Annotated in this window: 15 protein-coding genes; all 15 read left to right on the forward strand. The window is 37.4% G+C overall.

Going from position 1 to position 21,939, the window contains the following annotated elements:
- Window positions 1-228 precede the first annotated feature (228 nt).
- Window positions 229-2,148 carry a pentapeptide repeat-containing protein gene (locus NBRC110019_RS10650; protein WP_281754715.1) on the forward strand — a complete coding sequence of 640 codons (1,920 nt, stop codon included), beginning with the start codon at window positions 229-231 and terminating at the stop codon, window positions 2,146-2,148.
- Window positions 2,149-2,473: 325 nt separating this feature from the next.
- Window positions 2,474-3,679, forward strand: coding sequence for a hypothetical protein (locus NBRC110019_RS10655; protein WP_281754717.1), 1,206 nt, complete (start codon window positions 2,474-2,476; stop codon window positions 3,677-3,679).
- A gap of 493 nt (window positions 3,680-4,172) precedes the next feature.
- Window positions 4,173-5,234, forward strand: coding sequence for a hypothetical protein (locus NBRC110019_RS10660; protein ID WP_281754719.1), 1,062 nt, complete (start codon window positions 4,173-4,175; stop codon window positions 5,232-5,234).
- 108 nt (window positions 5,235-5,342) lie between these two features.
- Window positions 5,343-5,939, forward strand: a complete 597-nt coding sequence (locus NBRC110019_RS10665; RefSeq protein ID WP_281754721.1) for a hypothetical protein — start codon at window positions 5,343-5,345, stop codon at window positions 5,937-5,939.
- Entirely contained in the window at window positions 5,939-6,451 is a 513-nt protein-coding gene (locus tag NBRC110019_RS10670; protein ID WP_281754722.1) for a hypothetical protein, read from the forward strand. Before NBRC110019_RS10665 ends, NBRC110019_RS10670 begins: the two co-directional genes overlap by 1 nt.
- Before the next feature lie 80 nt (window positions 6,452-6,531).
- On the forward strand, window positions 6,532-7,677 hold the full coding sequence (locus tag NBRC110019_RS10675; RefSeq protein ID WP_281754723.1) for a hypothetical protein: 1,146 nt from the start codon (window positions 6,532-6,534) through the stop codon (window positions 7,675-7,677).
- Complete coding sequence (locus NBRC110019_RS10680; RefSeq protein WP_281754724.1) at window positions 7,658-8,182, forward strand: DUF6712 family protein; 525 nt, start codon at window positions 7,658-7,660, stop codon at window positions 8,180-8,182. Before NBRC110019_RS10675 ends, NBRC110019_RS10680 begins: the two co-directional genes overlap by 20 nt.
- On the forward strand, window positions 8,179-11,559 hold the full coding sequence (locus NBRC110019_RS10685) for a hypothetical protein (protein WP_281754725.1): 3,381 nt from the start codon (window positions 8,179-8,181) through the stop codon (window positions 11,557-11,559). Before NBRC110019_RS10680 ends, NBRC110019_RS10685 begins: the two co-directional genes overlap by 4 nt.
- Window positions 11,556-11,927 (forward strand): hypothetical protein, encoded by a 372-nt coding sequence (locus NBRC110019_RS10690; RefSeq protein ID WP_281754726.1) that lies wholly within the window; start codon window positions 11,556-11,558, stop codon window positions 11,925-11,927. The genes NBRC110019_RS10685 and NBRC110019_RS10690 overlap by 4 nt, the downstream gene beginning before the upstream one ends.
- 49 nt (window positions 11,928-11,976) lie before the next feature.
- Window positions 11,977-12,474, forward strand: coding sequence for a phage holin family protein (locus NBRC110019_RS10695; protein ID WP_281754728.1), 498 nt, complete (start codon window positions 11,977-11,979; stop codon window positions 12,472-12,474).
- Window positions 12,471-12,860, forward strand: a complete 390-nt coding sequence (locus NBRC110019_RS10700) for a D-Ala-D-Ala carboxypeptidase family metallohydrolase (RefSeq protein ID WP_281754730.1) — start codon at window positions 12,471-12,473, stop codon at window positions 12,858-12,860. The genes NBRC110019_RS10695 and NBRC110019_RS10700 overlap by 4 nt, the downstream gene beginning before the upstream one ends.
- Before the next feature lie 35 nt (window positions 12,861-12,895).
- A complete protein-coding gene (locus NBRC110019_RS10705) occupies window positions 12,896-13,234 on the forward strand; it encodes a hypothetical protein (RefSeq protein WP_281754732.1) in 339 nt (112 codons plus the stop codon).
- Window positions 13,134-13,496, forward strand: a complete 363-nt coding sequence (locus NBRC110019_RS10710; RefSeq protein ID WP_281754734.1) for a hypothetical protein — start codon at window positions 13,134-13,136, stop codon at window positions 13,494-13,496. The genes NBRC110019_RS10705 and NBRC110019_RS10710 overlap by 101 nt, the downstream gene beginning before the upstream one ends.
- Window positions 13,497-13,687: 191 nt before the next feature.
- Window positions 13,688-16,522 (forward strand): carboxypeptidase-like regulatory domain-containing protein, encoded by a 2,835-nt coding sequence (locus tag NBRC110019_RS10715; protein WP_281754735.1) that lies wholly within the window; start codon window positions 13,688-13,690, stop codon window positions 16,520-16,522.
- A 4-nt stretch (window positions 16,523-16,526) separates the two neighbouring features.
- Window positions 16,527-21,086: a TonB-dependent receptor plug domain-containing protein gene (locus tag NBRC110019_RS10720; protein ID WP_281754737.1), complete on the forward strand. Its 4,560-nt coding sequence runs from the start codon at window positions 16,527-16,529 to the stop codon at window positions 21,084-21,086.
- Window positions 21,087-21,939: the final 853 nt, after the last annotated feature.

Here is a 21,939-nt window from a genome sequence, read left to right on the forward strand (position 1 = left end):
TTAGGGGGCTGCATTTCAATTTTGAAATGCCCGAATACCTTTGTTTCTACTGTAAATACAAGGTCATTGCCAACCAAGAAGGCATCAGCTCCAATAGGGAAAAGTATATCGACTTAAAACTGGGGAGAGATTAATTTTTAAGGCTAAAACCTAATTTAAACTAGGTTTTAGCCTTAAAAAAAATTATATTTAAACCAAAACGTTACTGTGTAAATAACCAAACTACCAATGGATAAAAATAGCTACTCACCAACCAACCCGTTATATAAGCTGTTTTATGGTGAAAAAACAGACTGGTATACCCAAGATGAAAAAGGCTACAAAACATGGGATGAAAATAAAACCACTCACTTTTGGGAAACCCTGCGCCAAGAAAAAATGGCAAAAAATGATTATGATTTTAGTGAATTTGTTTTTCCGGAATTTATACATGTGAAGGCCACTTTTTGGTTAACAACCGAAAAACGAGAATTTCCGGAAGCTGTAAATTTTAGGCAAGCCTCCTTTTCCGGTGAAGCGTACTTTAGTGAAGCCTCCTTTTCCGGTAAAGCGAACTTTAGGTATGCCTCCTTTTCCGGTGAAGCGTACTTTATGAATGTCTACTTTTCCGGTGAAGCGAGTTTTGTTAGTTCCTCCTTTTCCGGTGAAGCGTACTTTAGTGAAGCCTCCTTTTCCGGTGAAGTGGACTTTAGGTATGCTTCCTTTTCCGATAAAGCGGGGTTTGTTAGTTCCTCCTTTTCCGGTGAAGTGGACTTTAGGTATGCCTCCTTTTCCGGTGAAGCGTACTTTAGTGAAGCCTCCTTTTCCGGTGAAGCGAATTTTTGGGATGCTTCCTTTTCCGGTAAAGCGAATTTTTGGGATGCTTCCTTTTCCGGTAATGGGAACTTTAATGATGCCTCCTTTTTCGGTAAAGCGAACTTTAGGAGTGCCTCCTTTTTTGGTGGTACGAGCTTTTGGGATGTCTCCTTTTCCGGTGAAGTGGACTTTATGGATGCCTCCTTTTCCGGTGAAGCGGACTTTAGTTATGCTTCTTTTTCTGGTGGTGCGTACTTTAGTGGTGCTTCTTTTTCCGGTGAAGCGTACTTTAGTAATGCCTCCTTTTCTGGAAATACATACTTTACTAGAACTTCCTTTAAAGGAAAACTTTTTTTTACTGCTATTTATTGTGTTGCCGAAGGGTTTTTACATTTTTACGATACCGATTTTTCGGAGGAGCATATCAGCTCGTTTAAAAACTTACACTTGTTTACGCCAACAAAACCACATACCCCGCGTATACGTTTTGAACAGGTAATGTGTACTGAAAAAATGGTGTTTTTAAATGTTGCTTTTGACCATATACAGTTTGTAGATTGCGAGCTTACCCATATAAAAATTGGTAATTGTACTTTTCCTAAAGAAGATACCAATAACCGCTTGTTATTAAGTAATGAATGTATTACTGAAACCAGCTTGAAAGATTACAAAAAAAGTGATGAAGAAGATGCAGCGCGGCAAACGGAAAGACTTAAAGAAATAGAACAGCAGCTAGCAGAACAACAAGATATTTTAAAACAACAACCATCAGTAACCCAGAAAGAACTTGATGCACTGCAAACAAAGCTAGAAGCTGTAATAAAAGCAACAAAAGAAATACCCGAAGAAAAAGGAGAACAAGCATTAAAACTAGCCCATTATAAGATGATGGAGGTTACCTACCGCCAGCTAAAAACCAATCGTATAATTAATAAAGACTGGGCTACTGCCGGTGATGCCTACCGTTCCGAAATGGTTATGAGGCGTAAAGCCATTTGGTATAAGTTTATAGAAAATCCATGGCGAAAATGTTGGTTACTCATTAACCTTTTGATTGTTAGAATACACGGTACATTTTCGGGGTATCAGCAAAGTTTGTCTAAACCGTTGTTGTGGTTGTTGGTGGTTTGGTTGGGGTTTGCGTTAGGGTACTATTTTGGGTATTATGAAGCAATGCACAATTATACGCACCCATTTCAAACCAGCATGAAAGAGAGCTTTTTTGCAGCCTTTCCGTTGTCGGGTTCGTTAGAGGTACCAAAATTAAAAGTAGCAATGTCATTAGAGCGTATTTTGAGTGTGATACTCATTACCTTTTTTGTATTGGCAACACGGGCACGGTTAAAACAGTAAGGGTGTATAATCTATACTTACCAAAGTAAACTACTTCGCGGGCTTGCCCCGAAGTAGTTAATCTCAATTATGGTAAAGGCATTATTTAAATTCTTAATGGGTAAAACTGGCTTCCTTGAATTTAGTTCAGAATGACCTGACCTATTCTAAAGAAATTCACTCGAATTTACGGGGGCTATCAACTGTCAACTAAATCCCCAATCTGAGTAAGCATTCCCCGTTGGGGGTTAGGGGGTTTGGGTACTCAATTGTTAGGTTGTTTTTACAACCTACAACATAGCTACTGTTCATGGTATTTTTGGGGTATCAAATAAAAACAACGAGAATGCCTAAGCAACATTTTAAATCAAACGTAACAAGAACAGGAACTACACACCTGAATGTAGACCCCAAAAACGGCATTGTAAAAAATGTGGTGATTGTACAAGAGGGTGTAAACAAAAACGGTAGTTACTTTAATACCCAATTTTTAGAGGCTATTGTAAGCAAGGGCAATGAGCAAACTCAAGGGGTAAAGAGTAGGTTTGGGCACCCCAATATGTGTGCTACCTCGTTGGGTAGTTTTATTGGGCGGTACCATAATTTTAGAAAAAAAGGCAGCAAGGTACTAGCCGATTTGTATTTAGACCCTATTGCTCAAAAAACCGAAGTAGAAGGCAAAGGCATTACCATGTGGGAGTATGTGCTGGATATGGCTACCAATAACCCCGATATGTTTGGCAACTCTATTGTGGTAATGAGCGAAGAGGTACAGGAAGTAGTAAAAGATAAAACCTATAACTCACACATATTGCAAAGCTTTTTGGCAAGTGATTTGGTAGACGATCCGGCGGCTACGGAAACCCTCTTTAGTGAGTCGGGCGACTTAGGGTTGGTGGTGACCCGTTTTTTAGATGAACACCCCGCAATATTCTCGGTAATTCAGGGCAATCCTGCTGTAGTAGACGATTTTTTTAGCAGGTATGCCGACTATCTTAAGCAATATAAACAGCGAATTAATATGAATTTTTTAGAGAAAATGCGAAAACAGTTTGGCAAACCAAACCACTTTGACATTGATGTAACCACTGCCACAGGCGAGGTGGTTACCGTAGTAACCGATGCCGAGGCTCCTGCCGAAGGGGATCCGGTGATTGATGAAACAGGCAATCCTGTAGCCGATGGCGAACTGACCCTAAAAGACGGTAGTGTTTGGGTAATTGAAGAAGGTGCAATTACCGAAATTAAAGAAGCTGAAGAAGCCCCTGAAGGGGAAGAGGCTACTATTGAACAGGTAATGCAGAGTGTTAACAGCTTAGCACGTTCGTTGCGTAGCTTTCAGAAACAGTACCGTAAGGGGCTGAAAGAAAATCAGGATGCCATTCAGTTGGTAGCTTCTTCTTTTGATCATCGTTTAAATACGTTGTCTAAAAATGTACGCTCTGTATCACCCGATTATTATGCGGATCCGTATAAGGGTAAAAAGAACAAATTTGGTTCGGGTTACGACCCTGATAGAGTTAAAGAAATTAGAGAGCAGAAAGGGAGCTAGGGCATTGGTTGAAAGTTGATGGTTGCCCGTTGTTAGAATACTTGCACTACGTCACCGTGAATTTAGTTGAGGGTCTCATCAGAGTGAGATCAGTACGTGAGCTACTTGTGCGATTCTGAATCGCGTTCAGAATGACGGACTGAAGCCCACATACCGTCACCCTGAAATTTGTTCAGGGTCTCATCAGAGTGAGCCCATCAGTACGTGAGCTACTAGTGCGATTCTGAATCGTGTTCAGAATGACGATAACCGTCTAACACGTCATCCTGAATTTAGTTCAGGGTCTCATTTGAGTAAGTAACCTTAAACTTTGAATAATCAGACAACCCATTAACAAGCAACTTTCAACTAAATAAGCATCATTTAAAATTCATCATTCAGAGTTTTGGATTATGAATTTGTGAAATTCCCCTTTGGGGGGTAGGGGCTACCTTGAAATCTTCTTTAAAAATACTTCTTACAGTCAACAAAAGACATAAATTAAATTACACATATGGAATTAAAAAGCGCGTTTCAGGAATTGGCAACGGATGAACGATTTATTCAGGATTCCCGAGATATTATAAAAAACGATTTATTTTATCAGCCAACCGATAACTTTTTTACTATTGTACCAGGTATTAAAGGTGGACAGCAAGTTGCTGCAATGAAAGGGTTCGAATATATTACAACGGCTTCACAAGGATGTGGAGGAGCCGGTATTTCTCCTAGTTTTCCGGCCTTTACTCAAACCTGGAATCCGAAGTTACAAGAGGTAAAAGTATCGTACTGTTATGATGACTTTATGGGACACTTTACCCAATGGGCGTTAGCAAATGGCTATGCCGTTAAAGATATTGGGCAAACTGAGTTAGGATTGTTTTTACAGGACTTAATAGTAAAAGCAATGCAGCTAGATTTACAGCGTATGGTATTAATGGCCGATGCTGATATTGAGAATCAGGATATCTTAACCGATGAGGCTACTTATGCTCAGTACTACAATACCATTGATAAAGGGTTGATACCTACGTTACAGTATTTAAAAACATTACCTGAGTTTGCAGACAAGTTTGTGGCGTTAGACAAAAACGCGGCTACTACTGTTGCAGATCAGTATGATTTGGGTAGCGAATATGCATTGGGTATTTACGAGGGCTTAACCGATCAGTACGATTTTGATGGGGATGTATTATTATCATCTAACCGTTTGTTTAAAAACTATACTAAATGGATTAAACGCGCCAACGGGTACGGTGTACAAAGCAATATAGACGATACCTTAAAAGGTGTTAAAGATGCTTCGGTAGATGGTGAAAAGGTATTGCCATTAGTAAATTATGACCGTTGGAGAGCAAATGACTTTACCATTGGAGATCCAGCAACCATTCATTTACCTCACTTTGCTTTATTTACTCGTAAAGAATTTTTACAAGTAGGGATAGATGATGCCGCAGCCTTAGAAAACCTAACCTTTGAATACATAGGAGGAAGCGAAGAAACTTTCTGGATTAAAGGGAACTATATGTTAGACTTTAAAATGGTTAATCCGTATGCTTTAAAAGCAGCGTTTTAACATATTCTTCTTTTCCCGATTTGGGAATCTTAATACTTCTAAATAATAAAAATCACGGCCTCAAACCGTATATCGATACCGGAATGAGGCTTTAAAACATACAATAGAATGGCAGTTTGTGATGCTAAATTATCAGGGAAGTTTGTACGTCAGTGCGGACATAAACCAAAACAAGGAATTGTAAAAAAATGGTACTTCAACTGGGAAGATATAGACCGTGTAGCTACAACTACGTCTAATTCGGGTACCAAAGTGGAAGCTTTAGTACTTAAAACCGGAACATACTTATATCCGGCAGAAGGAAATAACAAAACAAGTTCGGCTAATCATGCTTTATCTGTACTCGACTTCGGAAATGGGTATGTACATACCGATAGCTTTACAGTGATGTATCGAGGAGATGAGGAATCTGAACGTATCCAGGAATTGGTAAATGGCGGTAGAGTTTGTACGCTTATTCAAACCGTAGACTCAGGGGTTAGTGGAGAATTAAGTTACCACGTACTAGGCTTAGAGTCGGGTATGTTAGTAACCGAAGATACGTGGAATGCCTCAGAAAATAGTGGTACCACAACACTAACGGTAGCAACACAAGAAGGTGAAGAAGAAAGTACCGGTAAAAAAATCTTTATGATGACCGCTGCTACTCAGTCTACCGATTTAGAGGAAACGGAAGCTTGGATTACAGCTAACGAAGTAGTGTAATGGATGCTATTGAATTCATACAAAATACAGCTTCAGAGGTGTTGGTAAAACAACACCTGAAGCTTGTTTTTGATACATACTACCAATTGTTTGGAGAAGTATGTACAGGTTGTCCGGTAAAAGTAGCCGGTTATATTAGACGAATTAAGAACTATACAAAAGAGGAGACCATGACTGAGGAGACCCATACCACAAATTTTGTACTAAAAGATAGATCTATTATTGTAAAGCCCGGAAGTAACGAGGCCTACAGTAATGCAAACCTAACTGATGAGGTAGCTATTGCTTTTTTAAAAAAGAATCCGAATAGAAAAGTATTGTTTAGCAAGTTGCCAAAGGATATAGAAACCTTGCTAAAAGATACCACCACCGTACAAGAAGACAAAGAAATAACCCTAGAAGACTATACTATGACCGAACTGAGAACGATGTTCCCAGAGGCCAAAGGAAGAAGTAAAAAAGACTTGATAACTAGTATAGAAACCATGAAAGAAAGCTATGTAGTAGCATAAAAATAGGACAACGATTTTAGTGAAAATGATTCAGAAAATAATTCAATAACGATAATTCAAAGTAGAAAAAATCCTTGAATATGAAGTCTAGAATACCAAGGGCTTACAAAAAGGAAAAGCAGGATATCTATAACAAACGTTTCGGAATCATTTTTAATGGGGAAGACAATCTAAAACCGTTAATGACCGAAAATTGTATAGATTTATCGCCCACAGCGGCACAATGTGCCGATACCTATCAGTCGTTTCTGGTAGGAGGTGGATTTGAGATAGCGATGGCTACGGAAAACCTGAGTGAAGTACGTTGGCAAAAGCGCACACCTAATGATTTGTTGGAAGAAATAGGCGAGAGCATAGCCCGACATCAAGGTGCTTTTGTTTGGGTAGGCTATAATGCCAATTATCAAAAAGATGCTTTTAAAGTATTGCCGTATGAATTGTGTAGAGTAGGAAAAAAAGACGATGAACAATATAGTGGAAAAATAGTTGTGAGTCCGAATGGGTGGGGAAAATATCTGAAAGCCGATGAGGTAGATGTGTACGATAGCTATAATCCCAATGCCGATATTATTGAACAGCAAGTAGACAGAGACAGTGGTTGGGAAAATTATAAAGGACAGGTATATTTCTTTAAGATGAACTATAAATATACCTATCCGACTCCATTAATAGACCGTGCCTTGAGTTTTGCCGAAGTAGAATACCATATGGGATTGTACTACAAAGGTACCGTTCAACGTAGCTTTGAAGATATCACTTATATACGTCACCGTGAGTTTCCGAGTGAAGAAGACGAACGTGAGTTTATTAAAAATATAGAAGAGTTATCTGGCGTAGATAATGCCAGTTCCAAACTCATTATTAAAGACGACTGGGATGACGAAAAGGAAAGTGCCGGAAATTTTAAATTCGATACCATCAAAAACGATGTAAATGCTGATAAGTATGCCCACTTTGAAAGCAGTAGCAGTAACTTTATCCGAAAGGCATTCAGAAATATTCCGCCTCAGTTAATTGATTATGTTGCCGGTAAATTAGGCAATACCAGTGGTGAAGATTTAATCAAAGCACAGTCGGTATATAATGCCTTAACTGCTAAAGATAGAGCAAAGGTAGAACGCCTGTTTGCGGAGTTATTTCACAATTATAAATCGGATTTAAATCCCGATAATAATTGGACGATTAAACAATATGCCTTACTGGAAGATGGAACTATTAACCAATAAAACCAAGGTAGCTGAGGTGCTTCAGGTAGCTATAGGGTATAATGATGCTGAATTTGACGTGTTTATAAGAGAAGCGCAAGATTTTGATTTAAGACCTTTACTGTGCGAAGCTTTTTATGCAGACCTGATCACCAACAAGGAAGATGGTGATATTTGGCAATTACTGCTAGAAGGAGGAACCTACACCTTTGAGAATCGAACCTATTATTTTAGAAGTCTGCAAGATGTATTAGCATATTTTGCCTATGCACGTTTCATTTTAAAATGTAATTATGTAAGTACCTCTCATGGATTTACCATAAAGAAAACAAATTATTCGGAGCCTGTTCCTTTAGAGGAACGTAAAAATATGTATTACAAATACCAAAAAGAGGCCCATATACTTCTAGACGATGTGAAAAGGTTTGTAGAAAAACATACGGATGACTACCCAAGTTATTCAGGATGTAAAGAAACTTCTGGTAAACCACATACAGGCAGTTTTAAAACTTATATAGTAAAATGACCTATACTTTTGTAAATATATCGGCTACTAAATTCAGCTTAAATGGCAATACGTTTTTTAAGACCTTCTTACCATTTTACATAGACGATACCCACTTACGTATTTATAACATATACGATAGTAAATTGCCTTTGGTGCAATTAGCAGATGTGTCAGATATCTCAGTAGATGGAGTTAGTTATAGTACAACCTCCGAAGTGATTAATGTGATTCATGAGGTATTGTTTTCGGTAGAGTCATCGGGTACCACTATTAGCGACCAGCAGATAGAGCTAAACAGATTAGCCATTATTGAATTACAGAATAGCAAATCGGATACAGACCATACCCACGATAGCAGGTATTACACTCAGACACAAGTAGACAATCTAATCGCTCAGATAAGTACCACAGGAGGTATTAAAAGTGGTTATGTAGACGGAAACAAAATTAAGTTTTTTGATAGTAGTGGTAATTTAGTTTTATCAGTTGCTGCCGATCCGTTTTTAGCACAAGGAGTAACAGTGGTTTTTAACGATGGAATCTTGAGCTTGAAAGATGCTTCAGGAACCGTATTGTCTACGACCCCAGTTAAAGCAAGAGAACTCTTTTATGATACCTACAGGTATCTAAGCGGAGTGGCTTCTGATTTATCAGACTTGGTGCTTACAACTGCATTTGCACTTTGTAAGACCAACTCAGATACCTACTATTTTGTAAGTGACATAAACAACGAAGAACAGCTAGAGGAAAATAGACTCTATCTAAATGATAAAGAAGCCCATTTTGATTTAGGAATACCAGGTATCACCACTACCTCTTTTAATGCTTGGTTGATTGCTACAGATGATTCGGGATACATAGACAAAGAAAATTATGAATTTAATTTTTGGTTAAAAAACAAAGGAAGTGGAGAAACCAATTTATCATACGCAGAAGGATCTACAGGTTTAACCATAAACTCTTCTACCGGAGGAGGAGTAGAAATTCCTTATGCTAGTCAGGCCGGTTCGGGATTTATGAGTCAGGAACATCTATTGAATATAGATTCCTTGAATCAGTCCAACTCACTGTTATGGAACCGAATATCAGGAAGTAAATTAATCAATGGAGGTGTAGTTTGGGTAAGCGGACTAACCTACGAGGTGAGTACGTTGAGTTACTATTACAATGGGTTGTTGAAGTCATCCATAGGCGGACAAATAACCTTAAGCGCATCCGATACTACTACTAATAGAATAGATGTAGTATTGGTAGACGGTTATGGAAACATAATTGTAGTAGAAGGAGCTCCTTCCGCAAATCCAACAAAACCTGAATACGACGAGACACAATATGTAGAAGTAAGTTTTATTTTGGTTGAAGCTAATACCACAGAACCATCATCAGTAGCAACCTATGTCTTGTATCAAGAAAACTTACAAGAGTCAGGCGGAGAATGGGATGTTGATAGCTACATTAGTAATGATGTAAATACAGATGACATTACAGATCCTTACCAGGGAACTTATAACATTAAGGTAGGTGTTAATACTAACTCAGGTTATTTTACACTAAATAACTCAACGGGAGTAGCACTATCCGATTTTGATACTTTTGCTTTTTATATAAAATTTGCATCTTATGATTCTGCCAATGTTTTTGTATGTTCATTTCGGTTCGCCGATGAGCTAGGAAATTCAAGTCCGTACATCACAGATTATAATGGGGATTTTAGTATTGACACCTCCAATACAACCGATTATCAGTTAGTAACCATTCCAAAGTCTTTAATTACTGGTTTGTCGGGCACTTCAATTGTTAGCTTCAAAATGTTGGTTTCAAAAAATATGGAAGCCTACATTGATTATATACGCTTTATTGGAGATTCGGGATCAACCACTACCACAACACAAGTTTCAACCTTTATAGGTTTAACAGATACCCCAAATGATTACACAGGTAATGCAGGAAAAGCATTGGTTGTTACGGATAATGAGACGGGGGTTGGGTTTGTAGACTTTCCAGATAATAGTTCTGGAGTATCTATTCAAGATGAAAACGGTATAGAACAATTTTCAGGAAGTGAAATTAAATTTGAAGGGTTTGGTTTTGATGTAGCTACAGGTAAGATTATAAATGTTGCTTATACGGCTAACACATATTTTTTGAGTGAAAACGGAAATGACACAACTGGTCAAATAGGTAGTGTTGATAATCCTTACTATTCTTTGAATGCTATATTTGCAAATTACGATTTAACAACAGACCACCCAGCGGCAAATTCTTTTAAAATAGTTATTTTAGACGGAAGCACATATCCATTAACAGACCAAATACCTAACATAACTTTTGAAATATACAGTTCGTTTCCTTGCGTAGTTGATTTAAGTAATAACACAAACGCTAATATTGTTTATTCAAGTAATACAGCTGAAAAACATTATTTGTATTGGAATATGCCGTTGGGTTCTTTAAAAAACGTAAGAACAGGAACTTCCGGGGGTGCAATAATTTGCGAGGATAATTACAACCTTATTAATCTTAATTCTATAAAGGTAGATAGTACATCAAGTGTTTTTATGTCGGGTACTAGTTATATTCAAAATTTAAATGTATTAAATACTACATCTTCAATTAATGGTATTCAAAATAATTTAAGTTTAAAAACTATTACCATACCTGAAGGGGTGTCATCCGGTATATTATCAGGTGCTAAAATTATAGAAGTTGGTAACCTAGTACATAATCAATCAAGTTCAGTTTATTTTTTTGAATCAAATCAGTTGTGGAGAATTGGAGATATTACGGGTAGTAAACCTATAAAGTTTTCCTATACAAATGGGAGAAATACAAGATTAGAATTTATGAATTCAAAAATAAAGAATACGGGAGGTATACAATTTGTTAATAATCAAATAGGCGATATTACATTTAGCGGAACTATAAAAACATTAATTAATTTTTCAGGAATTTTTCAAGGCAGGTCAGACAGAATTTCATATTTAAGATTCATTAATTTGACTATTGAAAACATTGATAGTATCAATTTGAAAATGAGTACCTCAGGAACTCAAAATACTTATACTTTTTTTGAAATGAAAAATTCATATATAAATATTTCTTCAGGTACTGATTTAATTGAAGCACATACATATTGCACTATTAATATTGAAAACTCAATGGTAAGAGGGAATGGGAATGGTACAGCTCTAATTACAGCAGTAGCGAGTACAACACCATCCATTAATATTGGAGGTTTAGCGACTGATTATGATGCTATTGTTAGTCAGTCAACAGTAACTATAACACACAATGCTCTTAATTTTTCAAACGGTATAAAAGTAGAAGGAGACGATGGTAATAATTATAGAATACATGTAGATGGTTCAGGCAATTTAACAGCAACATTAATATGATATCAATAAAAAGCACAAACAAAATAAGTCTTGCATCTCAATTGGAGACTAAGGAAAAATATATAATGGTTTCGGTTAGAGACCTGAATATAAGTAATGAAAACTCTAAAGTAACGGCAATAATTGTTTGCTATTCGTTTGATTACGAACTGGATGAAGAAGAAGTCGAAACAGATACAATGATCAATAAAAAGCAGATTGAAGCAAAGCCAATAACATTCACTAAGACAGAGCTCAATGAGTTAATGGTGGGGCTAAATGCTAGTATTACTGGTATAGATTCTTTTGATGCTTTTCAATTAGCGATTCTTACTTATCTAGCCAATAGAGATTCGTATTTCGGAATAACAGAATGGGAAACCACTTAATAACAGGAAAATGAAAACAATCCTTATAACATACCTAATAAAACCATTAATGAAAATACCAATAGTATTCCAGGCTTTTGCTACTAAGAAAGGCTTATTAATGGCACCTGTGGCAGTACTACCAATTGTAATTAGTGCTAAAGGAGCTTTAAAGGTTCTTTTTGCGCTGATGATACTTGATTTTATTACTGGTATTTATGCAAGCCATGTAGAAAAGAGAAAGGTCGAGAAAATAAATCCGGAACTTAAGAATGAACCTTTGATTTCTTCAGAGAAGTTGAAACTATCTGGAGTAAAATTTATGCTTTATGTGGCAACTATATTACTAGCGTATTTTGTAGAGAAGATTTTCTTTATCAAATCTTTTGCTATAGGATTCTCTGATGCACACTTTACGATAACGGTCATTGTAATTGCTTTTTGGATAGTAGTAGAGTTTTATTCGGTTGTTTTTGAAAATTTTAAACGAATGGGGTTTGACGTGATTCGGAAATTAACCAAAATTATTAGTAAATTTAAGTCAACCAAAAATCAATTACAATCATGAAACTAACAACAAATTTTTCAAAGGAAGAATTTGATTCCCATGATGGGGCTCAGATGTCTAATGATATTTTGGGGAATATAAAAATGGTAGCTCAAAATCTACAAGTATTGAGAGATTATTTTGGGAAGCCCATCAAAGTAAATTCAGGATATAGATCACCTGAGCATAATGCGAAGGTAGGAGGTTCTCCCAGTAGTCAGCATAAATTAGGTAAGGCTGCCGATATTGTTGTTTCGGGGGAAACTCCTGAAAGAGTTCTAGAAACCATTGAGCAATTAATAGATACCGGACAAATGCAACAGGGCGGACTTGGTCTGTACGACACCTTTGTGCATTATGATATTCGCGGTACTAAAGCTAGATGGGACTACAGCAAAAATAAATAGTCTTGAAAAATTACATAAGTATAGTCTTAGTAGTGATGCTACTTCTAGCATCGTTGGCGTATAACTTACATCAAAATCAACAAAATGAGGATCTTAACGCTAGTTTAGAAGTGTATAACAAGCAGGCTGAAATTACTAAAAAGAAAAACCTGAAAACGATTGATAGTTTACATGATATTTCATTGAGGTTGGATTCTTTGGTGGTCATTAAAGAGGATGCCAATGCAGAACTGCAAATAAGAATTCAACACTACCTTGCTAAAGATACAGCCGATGAAGAAGCGCTTAACGGTATTACTAATACTGATAGTATCCGCAGTCTATTCGCAAGATACTATTCCAATAACCACTTGGCAGGCAAAGCAGGCCATTAGAAATGCACAAAAGGTGCTTTCACTGTCAATGGTGGTAGCAGATCAACAATTGTTGTTGACAGGTCAACAATTGCAATTAAACTTACTTCAGGATAAAATCCAAAATCAACAAATACAATTATCGTTGTTAGAAGAGAATAATACGATTACAACAACTCAGCTTACCATAGCTAAACAGAATACTCCTAAAAATAGTTGGCTTGGTAAGTTAGCTATTGTTATAGGTGTTTTTTCTACTGGGTATATAGTTGGTAATTTGTAATTCTATACAGAGTCCGCTTGATTTTAGTCAAGCGGATTTTTCTGTTTATACAAAATAGTTGTAAAGGTACTTTCACGCACTCAAAAGTACTGTTCCCTCATTCTAGATTGTACAACCCGTACTTTAAAAGTAAGTTTATCATACTACTTTGATAAAAGTATCAGAGTATTTAAACTAAAACTAGCCAACTCATGTATGATAACAAAATAAATACTCTTGTACTCTTACTACTCTTGTTTACTGGGTTCCTATCCTTTGGGCAGGAAGGCATAGTTTCAGGAACGGTGAATGATAGTGACGGGCTACCACTGCCGGGATGTGTTATTCAGGTAAAAGGAACCGATATAGGAGCCAGTACCGATTTTGATGGGAATTATACAATTAAATGTGCTGTAGGCGATGTATTAGTATTTTCTTATGTAGGGTTTAACGATTGGGAGGCAACAGTGACTGCTGAAATGTTAGAAGGAGATAGTCAAACGGTAGCTGGTGTAAGAGTGAAACCTATTTTGAGTGATGCTTATAGTCAAATGCTACAGGAAACCACCGATTCTACAAAAGTAGGGTTTGTAAAAAAGAATATCTCTTTGATGTATACGAATTCTGGAGGAAACAATTATCCTAAGTTAGAAAATATAAAAGACATTAAGATTGATGATAAAAAAGTGAAAGTGATCAATTTTCGGGAAAATGTTGGCTATGAAATTACGTATAATGGAACAGTCTCTTGGCTATCTATAACCAAGCATACATTGCCACAATTACAAACAACGTATGCACAGGGTAGACTCTCTAATGGTAGTAACCAATATTTTGGTCCTGAAGACAATGAGGTGTTTTCGTATGGCCCTTCGGTGACTAGTTTAACGTTTGATAATACAATTAACCTGTATGATAGTAATGGTAATATAGTAGGTGGTACTGGGAGTAATTTATTGCCCTACCAAAATACTCTGTTTACAACAGGTAAAAGATTGTCTAACAATCTAAAATTTAGAGTAGCTAACGATGTACATGATGCCTCTGTAAGTATCAGAAGAAAAAGTCAGGAGGATTTGTTTGGGGTAGAAACTTCAAGGGAATTACAAGGTACAGTACAGTATGAGTATAAGTGGTTACAATCATATTTAAGGGTGTCTGATGAAAAATTAAATCAACCGGATGTAAACGGTTTTTACAGCAATCTTATAATGGCTAACGCGGTGACCCCAGTGTCGTTTCAAAACAGTCAGGGATATATATTTTCAGATGAAACACAACGTAGTTTTAGTCCGGCTAATTATAATAACCCGTTATGGTTGTTACATACCAATGCTAATGGAGTATTTCATAAATCGGTGGTAGCTCATGTAGATGGCATCTACAAGAAGATTGAAAATATAGAATTGTATGGACAGTTGAGCTACCAACAAAATCATCGTGAGAATAGATTTGGATTGCCTTTAGGAACCGTTGGTTTTGAAGATGGTTATAGGTATAGTAAAGATTTTAAAGAGAAAAATTTTGATACAGAAGCTGGTATTACCTATAAAACAAAAATGGGGAAATCGCTACAAGAGTATAGAAAGCATTGGGTAGAAATGGAGTCTCGTCTATCTTTAAGTCATAATAAGTTAGCATATGCTTTACAGGAAAATAGTCAGTTTGCAGATGTACAATTTCACACACCTCTAGTTAGTATTTTAAATAAACAAGACCTGAATAACACAGTTTTTAGACTTAAGAATAAGGTGAAATTTGAGACGTATAATGAGGATATATCAATTGAATTGGGGAACCATAGTGTGTTTTCAAAAGTACAGGGGAATAAAGCATTTCTTCCTTACCTAGACGCTACAGTAGATTTACATAATCTTATTGATGAACTTTATTTCTTGAGACAATTAAAAGTTTCACTAGGTGTTAGTCATAATGCTATAGAAATGCCATTGTATTATGCTAATCAGGCACATAATAGTCTTTTGTACAGTGCTTCAGGTTTTCAGGGGTATAGAGCAACAAACGATTTATTTTTAACCAATAATCTTTCTTTAGAAACCATAGATAAATTAGACATAGGTACAGCAATAAATATTCATAGCATTAATTTATGGTTATTTGCTAATTATTATATAGAAAAGCACAGGGATGTCATTTTTCCCGTACAAAACGGGACTGGTTTTTTATTGAAAAATGTTGCCAACAGTACGAATAATGGAATCACTTTGTCTATAGATAGTAATGTTAGAATAGGTAGTGGTGTTAACAATGATGCGCGACTTACATTTAGTAAATCTTCAGCAACCATTGACAAATTATCAGGAGGAATGGAAAGCTTGCCTGTTGCCGGTTTTACCGAGGTTTCTAAAAATTTAATAGAAGGTACGCAAGTAGGTAGTATCGTAGGTTCTGCTTACATGCGGGATGTACAAGGAAATAAAGTTATTGGTACCGATGGTTTTCCGTTGGTTGCAGTGGAGAAGAAAGTGATAGGAAATACAACTCCCGACTTTACCATGAGTTTAGATAATACGTTTGAGGTGGGAGATTTCAATTTAAATTTTGTGCTCGATTGGCAACAAGGAGGAGATGTTTGGAATGGGACCAATAATGTATTAAACTATTTAGGTCGCTCAAAGGAATCTAGAGATTTAAGAGGAATTACCAACTATATTTTTGATGGAGTAACCACTACAGGAGCTCCTAATACCGTACCTGTTGCTTTTGCCAATGCAGAACAAGATGTTGCACAAAACCGTTGGGTTAGGTATGGCTATACCGGGGTTGGAGAAGATGCCATTGCAGATGCCTCTTACATAACACTAAAAACAGTAAGTATATCGTATGATTTTGGTGAAAATTATGATGATCACTTTTTCCGAAAATTAGAAGTGTCTTTGTATGCCAACAATTTGTGGTGTGCTACCAAAACCAAAGGTATAGCTCCGTATACATCTTTATTCAACAGTACTTCGGGTAGTGGCTTGCATTATTTTAATATGCCTTTGGTAAAGGAAATCGGAATTAAACTCAACCTTCAAATCTAAGCTTATGTCTCTAAAAAAAATAGTTTTCGCAATAGGGTTGGTCATCATATTTTCGTTTAAGAGTAACGATCCCAAACCGCATAGTTTACTAGAAAAAATATATACCCAAACAGATAGGCCACTGTACTTTCCAGGAGAAACTATCTGGTTTAAGTCATATGTAACCAATGTAAAAGGAAAGGTAAGTCAGTTAAGCGATGTGATGGTAGCAGAACTTATTTCTCCAAAAGGCGGTGTGGTACAAACCTTTAATTACGCCATTTCGCAAGGGGCTGCTTATGGTAATTTCTACATTCATAAAGATTGGGTAGGTGGTGTATATAAAATACGAACTTACACCAATTGGATGCGTAATTATAGCGAGGAGGCTTTTTTTGAAAAAGAAGTAGTGATTCAGAAAGTGGTAAGTCCTAATCTGCTAATGAAACTCGATTTTGAAAGAAAAGCATACGGAAAAGGTGCTGAGGTGACTGCCAATCTAGAGGTCAACGATTTGGAAAATGCTCCGTTAGCCAATCGTATGATTACTTATAAAATGCTGATGGACGGAGCCGTGTATATAAGTGAAGAAGTGACTACCGATACGGCTGGTAAGGTACAAATTCATTTTCCGTTACCTAAAGATTTACAGACGACGGATGTGCTACTAAATGTTCAGATTCCTTATAAGGGGAGTCGTGAAGCCATCTCCCGCAGTGTTCCGGTAACATTAAATAAAATAGATTTACAGTTGTTGCCCGAGAGTGGTACTGCTATTTTGGGCGTTCAAAACACCATTGCTTTTAAAGCGGTCAATGAATTTGGCAAGCCGGCAGATGTATCGGGTGATATTGTAGATGATAAGGGTACGGTTGTAACACACTTTACCAGTTTTCATGATGGTATGGGCAGTTTTGATTTATTGCCAAAAACCACTTCCTACTTTGCTCGTATTACGGCTCCTTTTGTTTCAGACTCGTTGATTGCTCTGCCTAAGATTGAAACCAACGGTACTCGTTTTCATGTGACAGAAAACGAACAGGAGTACGTACTTAAAATATTCTCTAATCAATATAGTTTGGTACAGGTTATAGTAGCCGATGCCTATCAGGAGCTTTCTTCAGAAAAGGTAGCTACAAACCTGTATCAGGCAGTTTATAAAATTCGTAAAAAGGACCTGTCAACAGGAATCATAAAAATAACCATAAAGAATATAACCGATGCCATAATTGCGGAACGCTTGCTTTTTAACAATCAACCTAACCAGTTGAAGGTGAGCGTTTCGCTTAACAAAAAAGTATATAAAACACGCGATAAGGTAAAGGTTACCGTAACAACTACCGATAGTCTTAACCAACCCATACCTGCAAACTTATCGGTTAGTGTGACCGATAATGCGCTGGTGACTTATGCCGATGATAAGCAGGACAATATTTTGTCTTATCTCTTGGTTTCTTCAGAGTTACATGGGAAGATATACAAGCCTTCTTTTTATTTTGACCCTAAAGAACCGGAGGCTATAAAAGCATTAGATTATGTGATGCTTACTCACGGGTGGCGTAACTATATCACCAAACCGGTGTATACCAGTACAGCAGAATTCACCCCTAATTCAAGAAGTATACAAGCCGGCAAAGTGGTGGATGCTGACGGTAAGGGTATTCAAAGTCATTTGTTACTATTTGATTTAGAAACCAATTGGGTAGAGGTATTTGATACCGATGAAAACGGGGCGTTTTTAATTAAACATTTTAAAACAGGATCTTTTAAACTTTTGGCGTATACAAATGAGGGGCAAAAAGTAGCTATACAATTAGGTAAACTTGAAATGGGAAATATGAATCCTAAGAACAAGCAAACCTCTAAAGAATTAGATAGCGGAATAGAGTATAAACACCTTCAGAAACCCTTACAATCTAAGGTAGATGAAAAGGTGAATACTCCTGTTGCAGTTTTAACAACTGCTTTAGAAGCAAACTCAGAAGCCTTGGACGAGGTAGTAGTGATTGGGTATGGAATACAGCGTAGTTCAAATTTAACGGGATGTGTACAGGTAGTTTCGCGTAATGAGCTGGATCAAATAAGAGGTGATGATGTAAGCTCCTTACTTCAAAGAAAGGTAGCCGGAGTTCAGGTAACCGGTAATGGAAATGATATGAACCAAAATACAACCATAAGAATTCGAGGGGGTGGTTCTGTAAACGGGAACCGTGCTCCTTTGTATGTTTTAGATGGAGCTCCCATTGGAGATATAAGTAACATTGAGCCTTCAGAAATAGATAATATAACTGTTTTAAGCGGTAGTAATGCTACTTCCTTATATGGTTCTAGAGGAGGAAATGGAGTAATTGTAATAAACACCAAAAATGGGTATAACAGAATGACGTATGGTATGAAGAAGTTTCATAGCAAAAGATTTCAGAAGTATGCATTTAAAAACCTTTATTTAAGAGCTCCAGCACTTACTGTGGCTAGTCAGTTTTATAGTCCAGTGTATGAAAGTAAAGAAATAGCCAAAGAACGAACAGACTTTAGAAATACGTTGTATTGGAATCCGGTAGTACAGACCGATGCGAATGGAAAGGCGAGTTTTGAGTTTTATACCTCAGATGCTATTTCTTCTTTTGTAATTACTACAGAAGGGATAGGATATAACGGACTCATTGGTAGAGATGAAACCAAATTTGGAGTAAAGAAACCAGTAAATGTTACTGTAGTTACTCCTGCCTATATGGCGTTAAACGACAAGGTACAAATTCCGGTGACGCTTACCAATAACACAGATAAAGAGATTACAGTAGGGATGGAGGTGCAACTTCCGGAGTCGTTACAATTGGTGACTCCGTTACCGAGTAACTATACGGTGGCTGCCAATGGTTATCAGGTAGTATATACCACTGTAACACCAGTTCAAAAAACCGACGAAGGAGTGGTACGTATTACGGTTAAAGGAGAAGGATATACCGACACCCTAGAGAAAAAAGTAGCAGTGATTAGTCCGTACTTCCCAACAAGTGCTTCGGTCTCGGGTAGTAATAGTCGTAGCTTTGAGTTTTCAGTGGATAATGCAGTACCGGGGAGTGTAAAGGCACAATTTACGGTATATACCGATGTAGTAGGTACAGTAATGGATGGTATTGAGGGAATTATGCGAGAACCTTACGGGTGTTTTGAGCAGGTGAGCAGTACTACCTACCCTAATGTGTTGGTGTTACAATATTTGCGAGAAACCGGTAAAAGCAATCCTGAAATAGAAGAAAAGGCGCTGGATTATATTAAAAAAGGTTACAAAAAACTGGCAGCGTATGAAACCAAACAAGATGGATTTGAGTGGTATGGAGATACTCCGCCACATGAAGCGTTATCTGCTTACGGACTTATGGAATTTACCGAAATGAAGGAGATATACAATGGCGTAGATGAAGCTATGCTAGCCCGTACCAAGAAGTTTTTACTTAGCAGGAAAGATGGGAAAGGCGGTTTTAAACAAAATAAAGGGAAGTATGGTTTTTCATCCGCGCCTTATAGGGTAAACAATGCCTATATTGTGTATGCTCTGAGTGAAAGTGGATTGCCTGTAGCGGAATATGAATTTGAGTATAACACGGCGATACAAGAGGCATTGGATAGTAACGATACCTACCGATTAGCGTTGGTAACTTGTGCCAGTATCAACCTGAAGAAAACAGACAAAAGTGCCTTGTTACTAAAACGACTAAAAACGAGTATTACGGAGTATGGGTTTGAACACTTACCGGTAGAGAATACCATTACACGTTCGTATTATGGTAGTGCTTCTGTAGAAACCGCAGCGTTTACCGTAATGGCTTTATTAAAACAAGGAGACGACCCGTATTTAGTAAGTAAGGGAATAGCATATTTGGTCTCTAAAAGAAAACATGGCAGGTTTGGTTCTACACAAGCTACCAGTATGGCGCTAAAAGCATTGATAGCATATACAAAAGAGGCGAAGAGCAAATTGCTTAAAACGGAAGACGTAGCGCTTACTATTAACGGACATACTTTTCAACGTTCATTAAAAGTTAATAAAGAGGGCAAAATAGTTATAGATAGTCTGGCACCTTATATCACCAACGGTGTGCAAACAGCCTCTGTTGCCTTTAGCAATGATAGTATTGTTTTCCCATACCAGTTGCAGGTGTTGTGGGATGCTACAGTGCCCAATTCGGCACCAGAATGTAAGGTGGGCATTAATACGAAATTGGTGAGCGATGTGAGCAAAATAGGGGAAAGTGTACGTATGAATATACAGGTAACCAATACTACTCATGAGCCATTACCTATGGTAACAGCAGTGGTTGGTATTCCTAGTGGTACGCAGGCAGAGCCTTGGCAATTGAAAGAAATAGCTGAAAAACAGCAGGCCGATTTTGTTGAGGTGTTTGATAATTACCTGGTATTCTACTGGAAGGAATTTGACAAAGTAGAAACTAAAGAGATTCATTTAGATTTAAAAACCATTATTCCGGGTACGTATACAGCTCCGGCCAGTACTGCCTACTTGTATTATACAGATGAGTTTAAGCATTGGGTAAAAGGGAAGCAACTAATTGTTGAAGAGTAGAATGAGTTGAAAGTTGCTGGTTGTTTGTTGAAGATTGACGTTACGGTCTATACACGTCATGCTGGATTTATTTCAGCATCTCACAAGTAGCTCACGTACTGTTAGGCTCACTCAGATGCGACCCTGAACAAATTTCAGGGTGACGGTATGGGCTTCAGTCCGTCATGCTGGATTTATTTCAGCATCTCACAAGTAGCTCACGTACTGTTTGACTCACTCAGATGCGACCCTGAACTAAATTCAGGGAGACGGTATGGGTGGGCTTTTACCCGTCATGCTGAACTCGATTCAGGATCTCACAATTTGCTCACGTACTGATTGGCTCACTCAGATGCGACCCTGAACAAATTTCAGGGAGACGGTATGGGTTTTTACTCGTCATGCTGAACTCGATTCAGGATCTCACAAGTAGCTCACGTACTGTTTGACTCACTCAGATGCGACCCTGAACTAAATTCAGGGAGACGGTATGGGCTTTAGTCCGTCATGCTGGATTTATTTCCGCATCGCACAATTTGCTCACATGTTGTTAGGCTTACACCGATTTTTTCTAAAAAGCAACTCTTCAAAATGACTTCTGGGGGGTAAGGTAAAATCCAGAGCGTGGTTTGTTACGGTTAGCGGGCAAAACGATTTTCCGAAGGCTTGAGTTTGTACACTATTTTCTATAACAATATGCTCATCTTTATTAATGATGTATGTGCGTTTAACGTTTTCAACGGCTGTTTTGTGTGCAATTATAAGAACTGGTTTCACCATTCTTTTTTTCAGTACAATTTACCTTCCCTTGTCACTTCTAATTACACAATTAGCGCATCTTTATTGGCATGCAAAAAATGACAAATTTTCATAT

This window comes from Neptunitalea chrysea (genome assembly GCF_027924145.1).
In the GTDB taxonomy this organism is placed as follows: Bacteria; Bacteroidota; Bacteroidia; order Flavobacteriales; family Flavobacteriaceae; genus Neptunitalea; species Neptunitalea chrysea.

Bases quoted from the DNA above. Each gene is read 5' to 3' on its own strand.
- NBRC110019_RS10650 (WP_281754715.1), top strand. From the start codon at position 229: ATGGATAAAAATAGCTACTCACCAACCAACCCGTTATATAAGCTGTTT.
- NBRC110019_RS10655 (WP_281754717.1), top strand. From the start codon at position 2,474: ATGCCTAAGCAACATTTTAAATCAAACGTAACAAGAACAGGAACTACA.
- NBRC110019_RS10660 (WP_281754719.1), top strand. From the start codon at position 4,173: ATGGAATTAAAAAGCGCGTTTCAGGAATTGGCAACGGATGAACGATTT.
- NBRC110019_RS10665 (WP_281754721.1), top strand. From the start codon at position 5,343: ATGGCAGTTTGTGATGCTAAATTATCAGGGAAGTTTGTACGTCAGTGC.
- NBRC110019_RS10670 (WP_281754722.1), top strand. From the start codon at position 5,939: ATGGATGCTATTGAATTCATACAAAATACAGCTTCAGAGGTGTTGGTA.
- NBRC110019_RS10675 (WP_281754723.1), top strand. From the start codon at position 6,532: ATGAAGTCTAGAATACCAAGGGCTTACAAAAAGGAAAAGCAGGATATC.
- NBRC110019_RS10680 (WP_281754724.1), top strand. From the start codon at position 7,658: ATGGAACTATTAACCAATAAAACCAAGGTAGCTGAGGTGCTTCAGGTA.
- NBRC110019_RS10685 (WP_281754725.1), top strand. From the start codon at position 8,179: ATGACCTATACTTTTGTAAATATATCGGCTACTAAATTCAGCTTAAAT.
- NBRC110019_RS10690 (WP_281754726.1), top strand. From the start codon at position 11,556: ATGATATCAATAAAAAGCACAAACAAAATAAGTCTTGCATCTCAATTG.
- NBRC110019_RS10695 (WP_281754728.1), top strand. From the start codon at position 11,977: ATGAAAATACCAATAGTATTCCAGGCTTTTGCTACTAAGAAAGGCTTA.
- NBRC110019_RS10700 (WP_281754730.1), top strand. From the start codon at position 12,471: ATGAAACTAACAACAAATTTTTCAAAGGAAGAATTTGATTCCCATGAT.
- NBRC110019_RS10705 (WP_281754732.1), top strand. From the start codon at position 12,896: ATGCTACTTCTAGCATCGTTGGCGTATAACTTACATCAAAATCAACAA.
- NBRC110019_RS10710 (WP_281754734.1), top strand. From the start codon at position 13,134: ATGAAGAAGCGCTTAACGGTATTACTAATACTGATAGTATCCGCAGTC.
- NBRC110019_RS10715 (WP_281754735.1), top strand. From the start codon at position 13,688: ATGTATGATAACAAAATAAATACTCTTGTACTCTTACTACTCTTGTTT.
- NBRC110019_RS10720 (WP_281754737.1), top strand. From the start codon at position 16,527: ATGTCTCTAAAAAAAATAGTTTTCGCAATAGGGTTGGTCATCATATTT.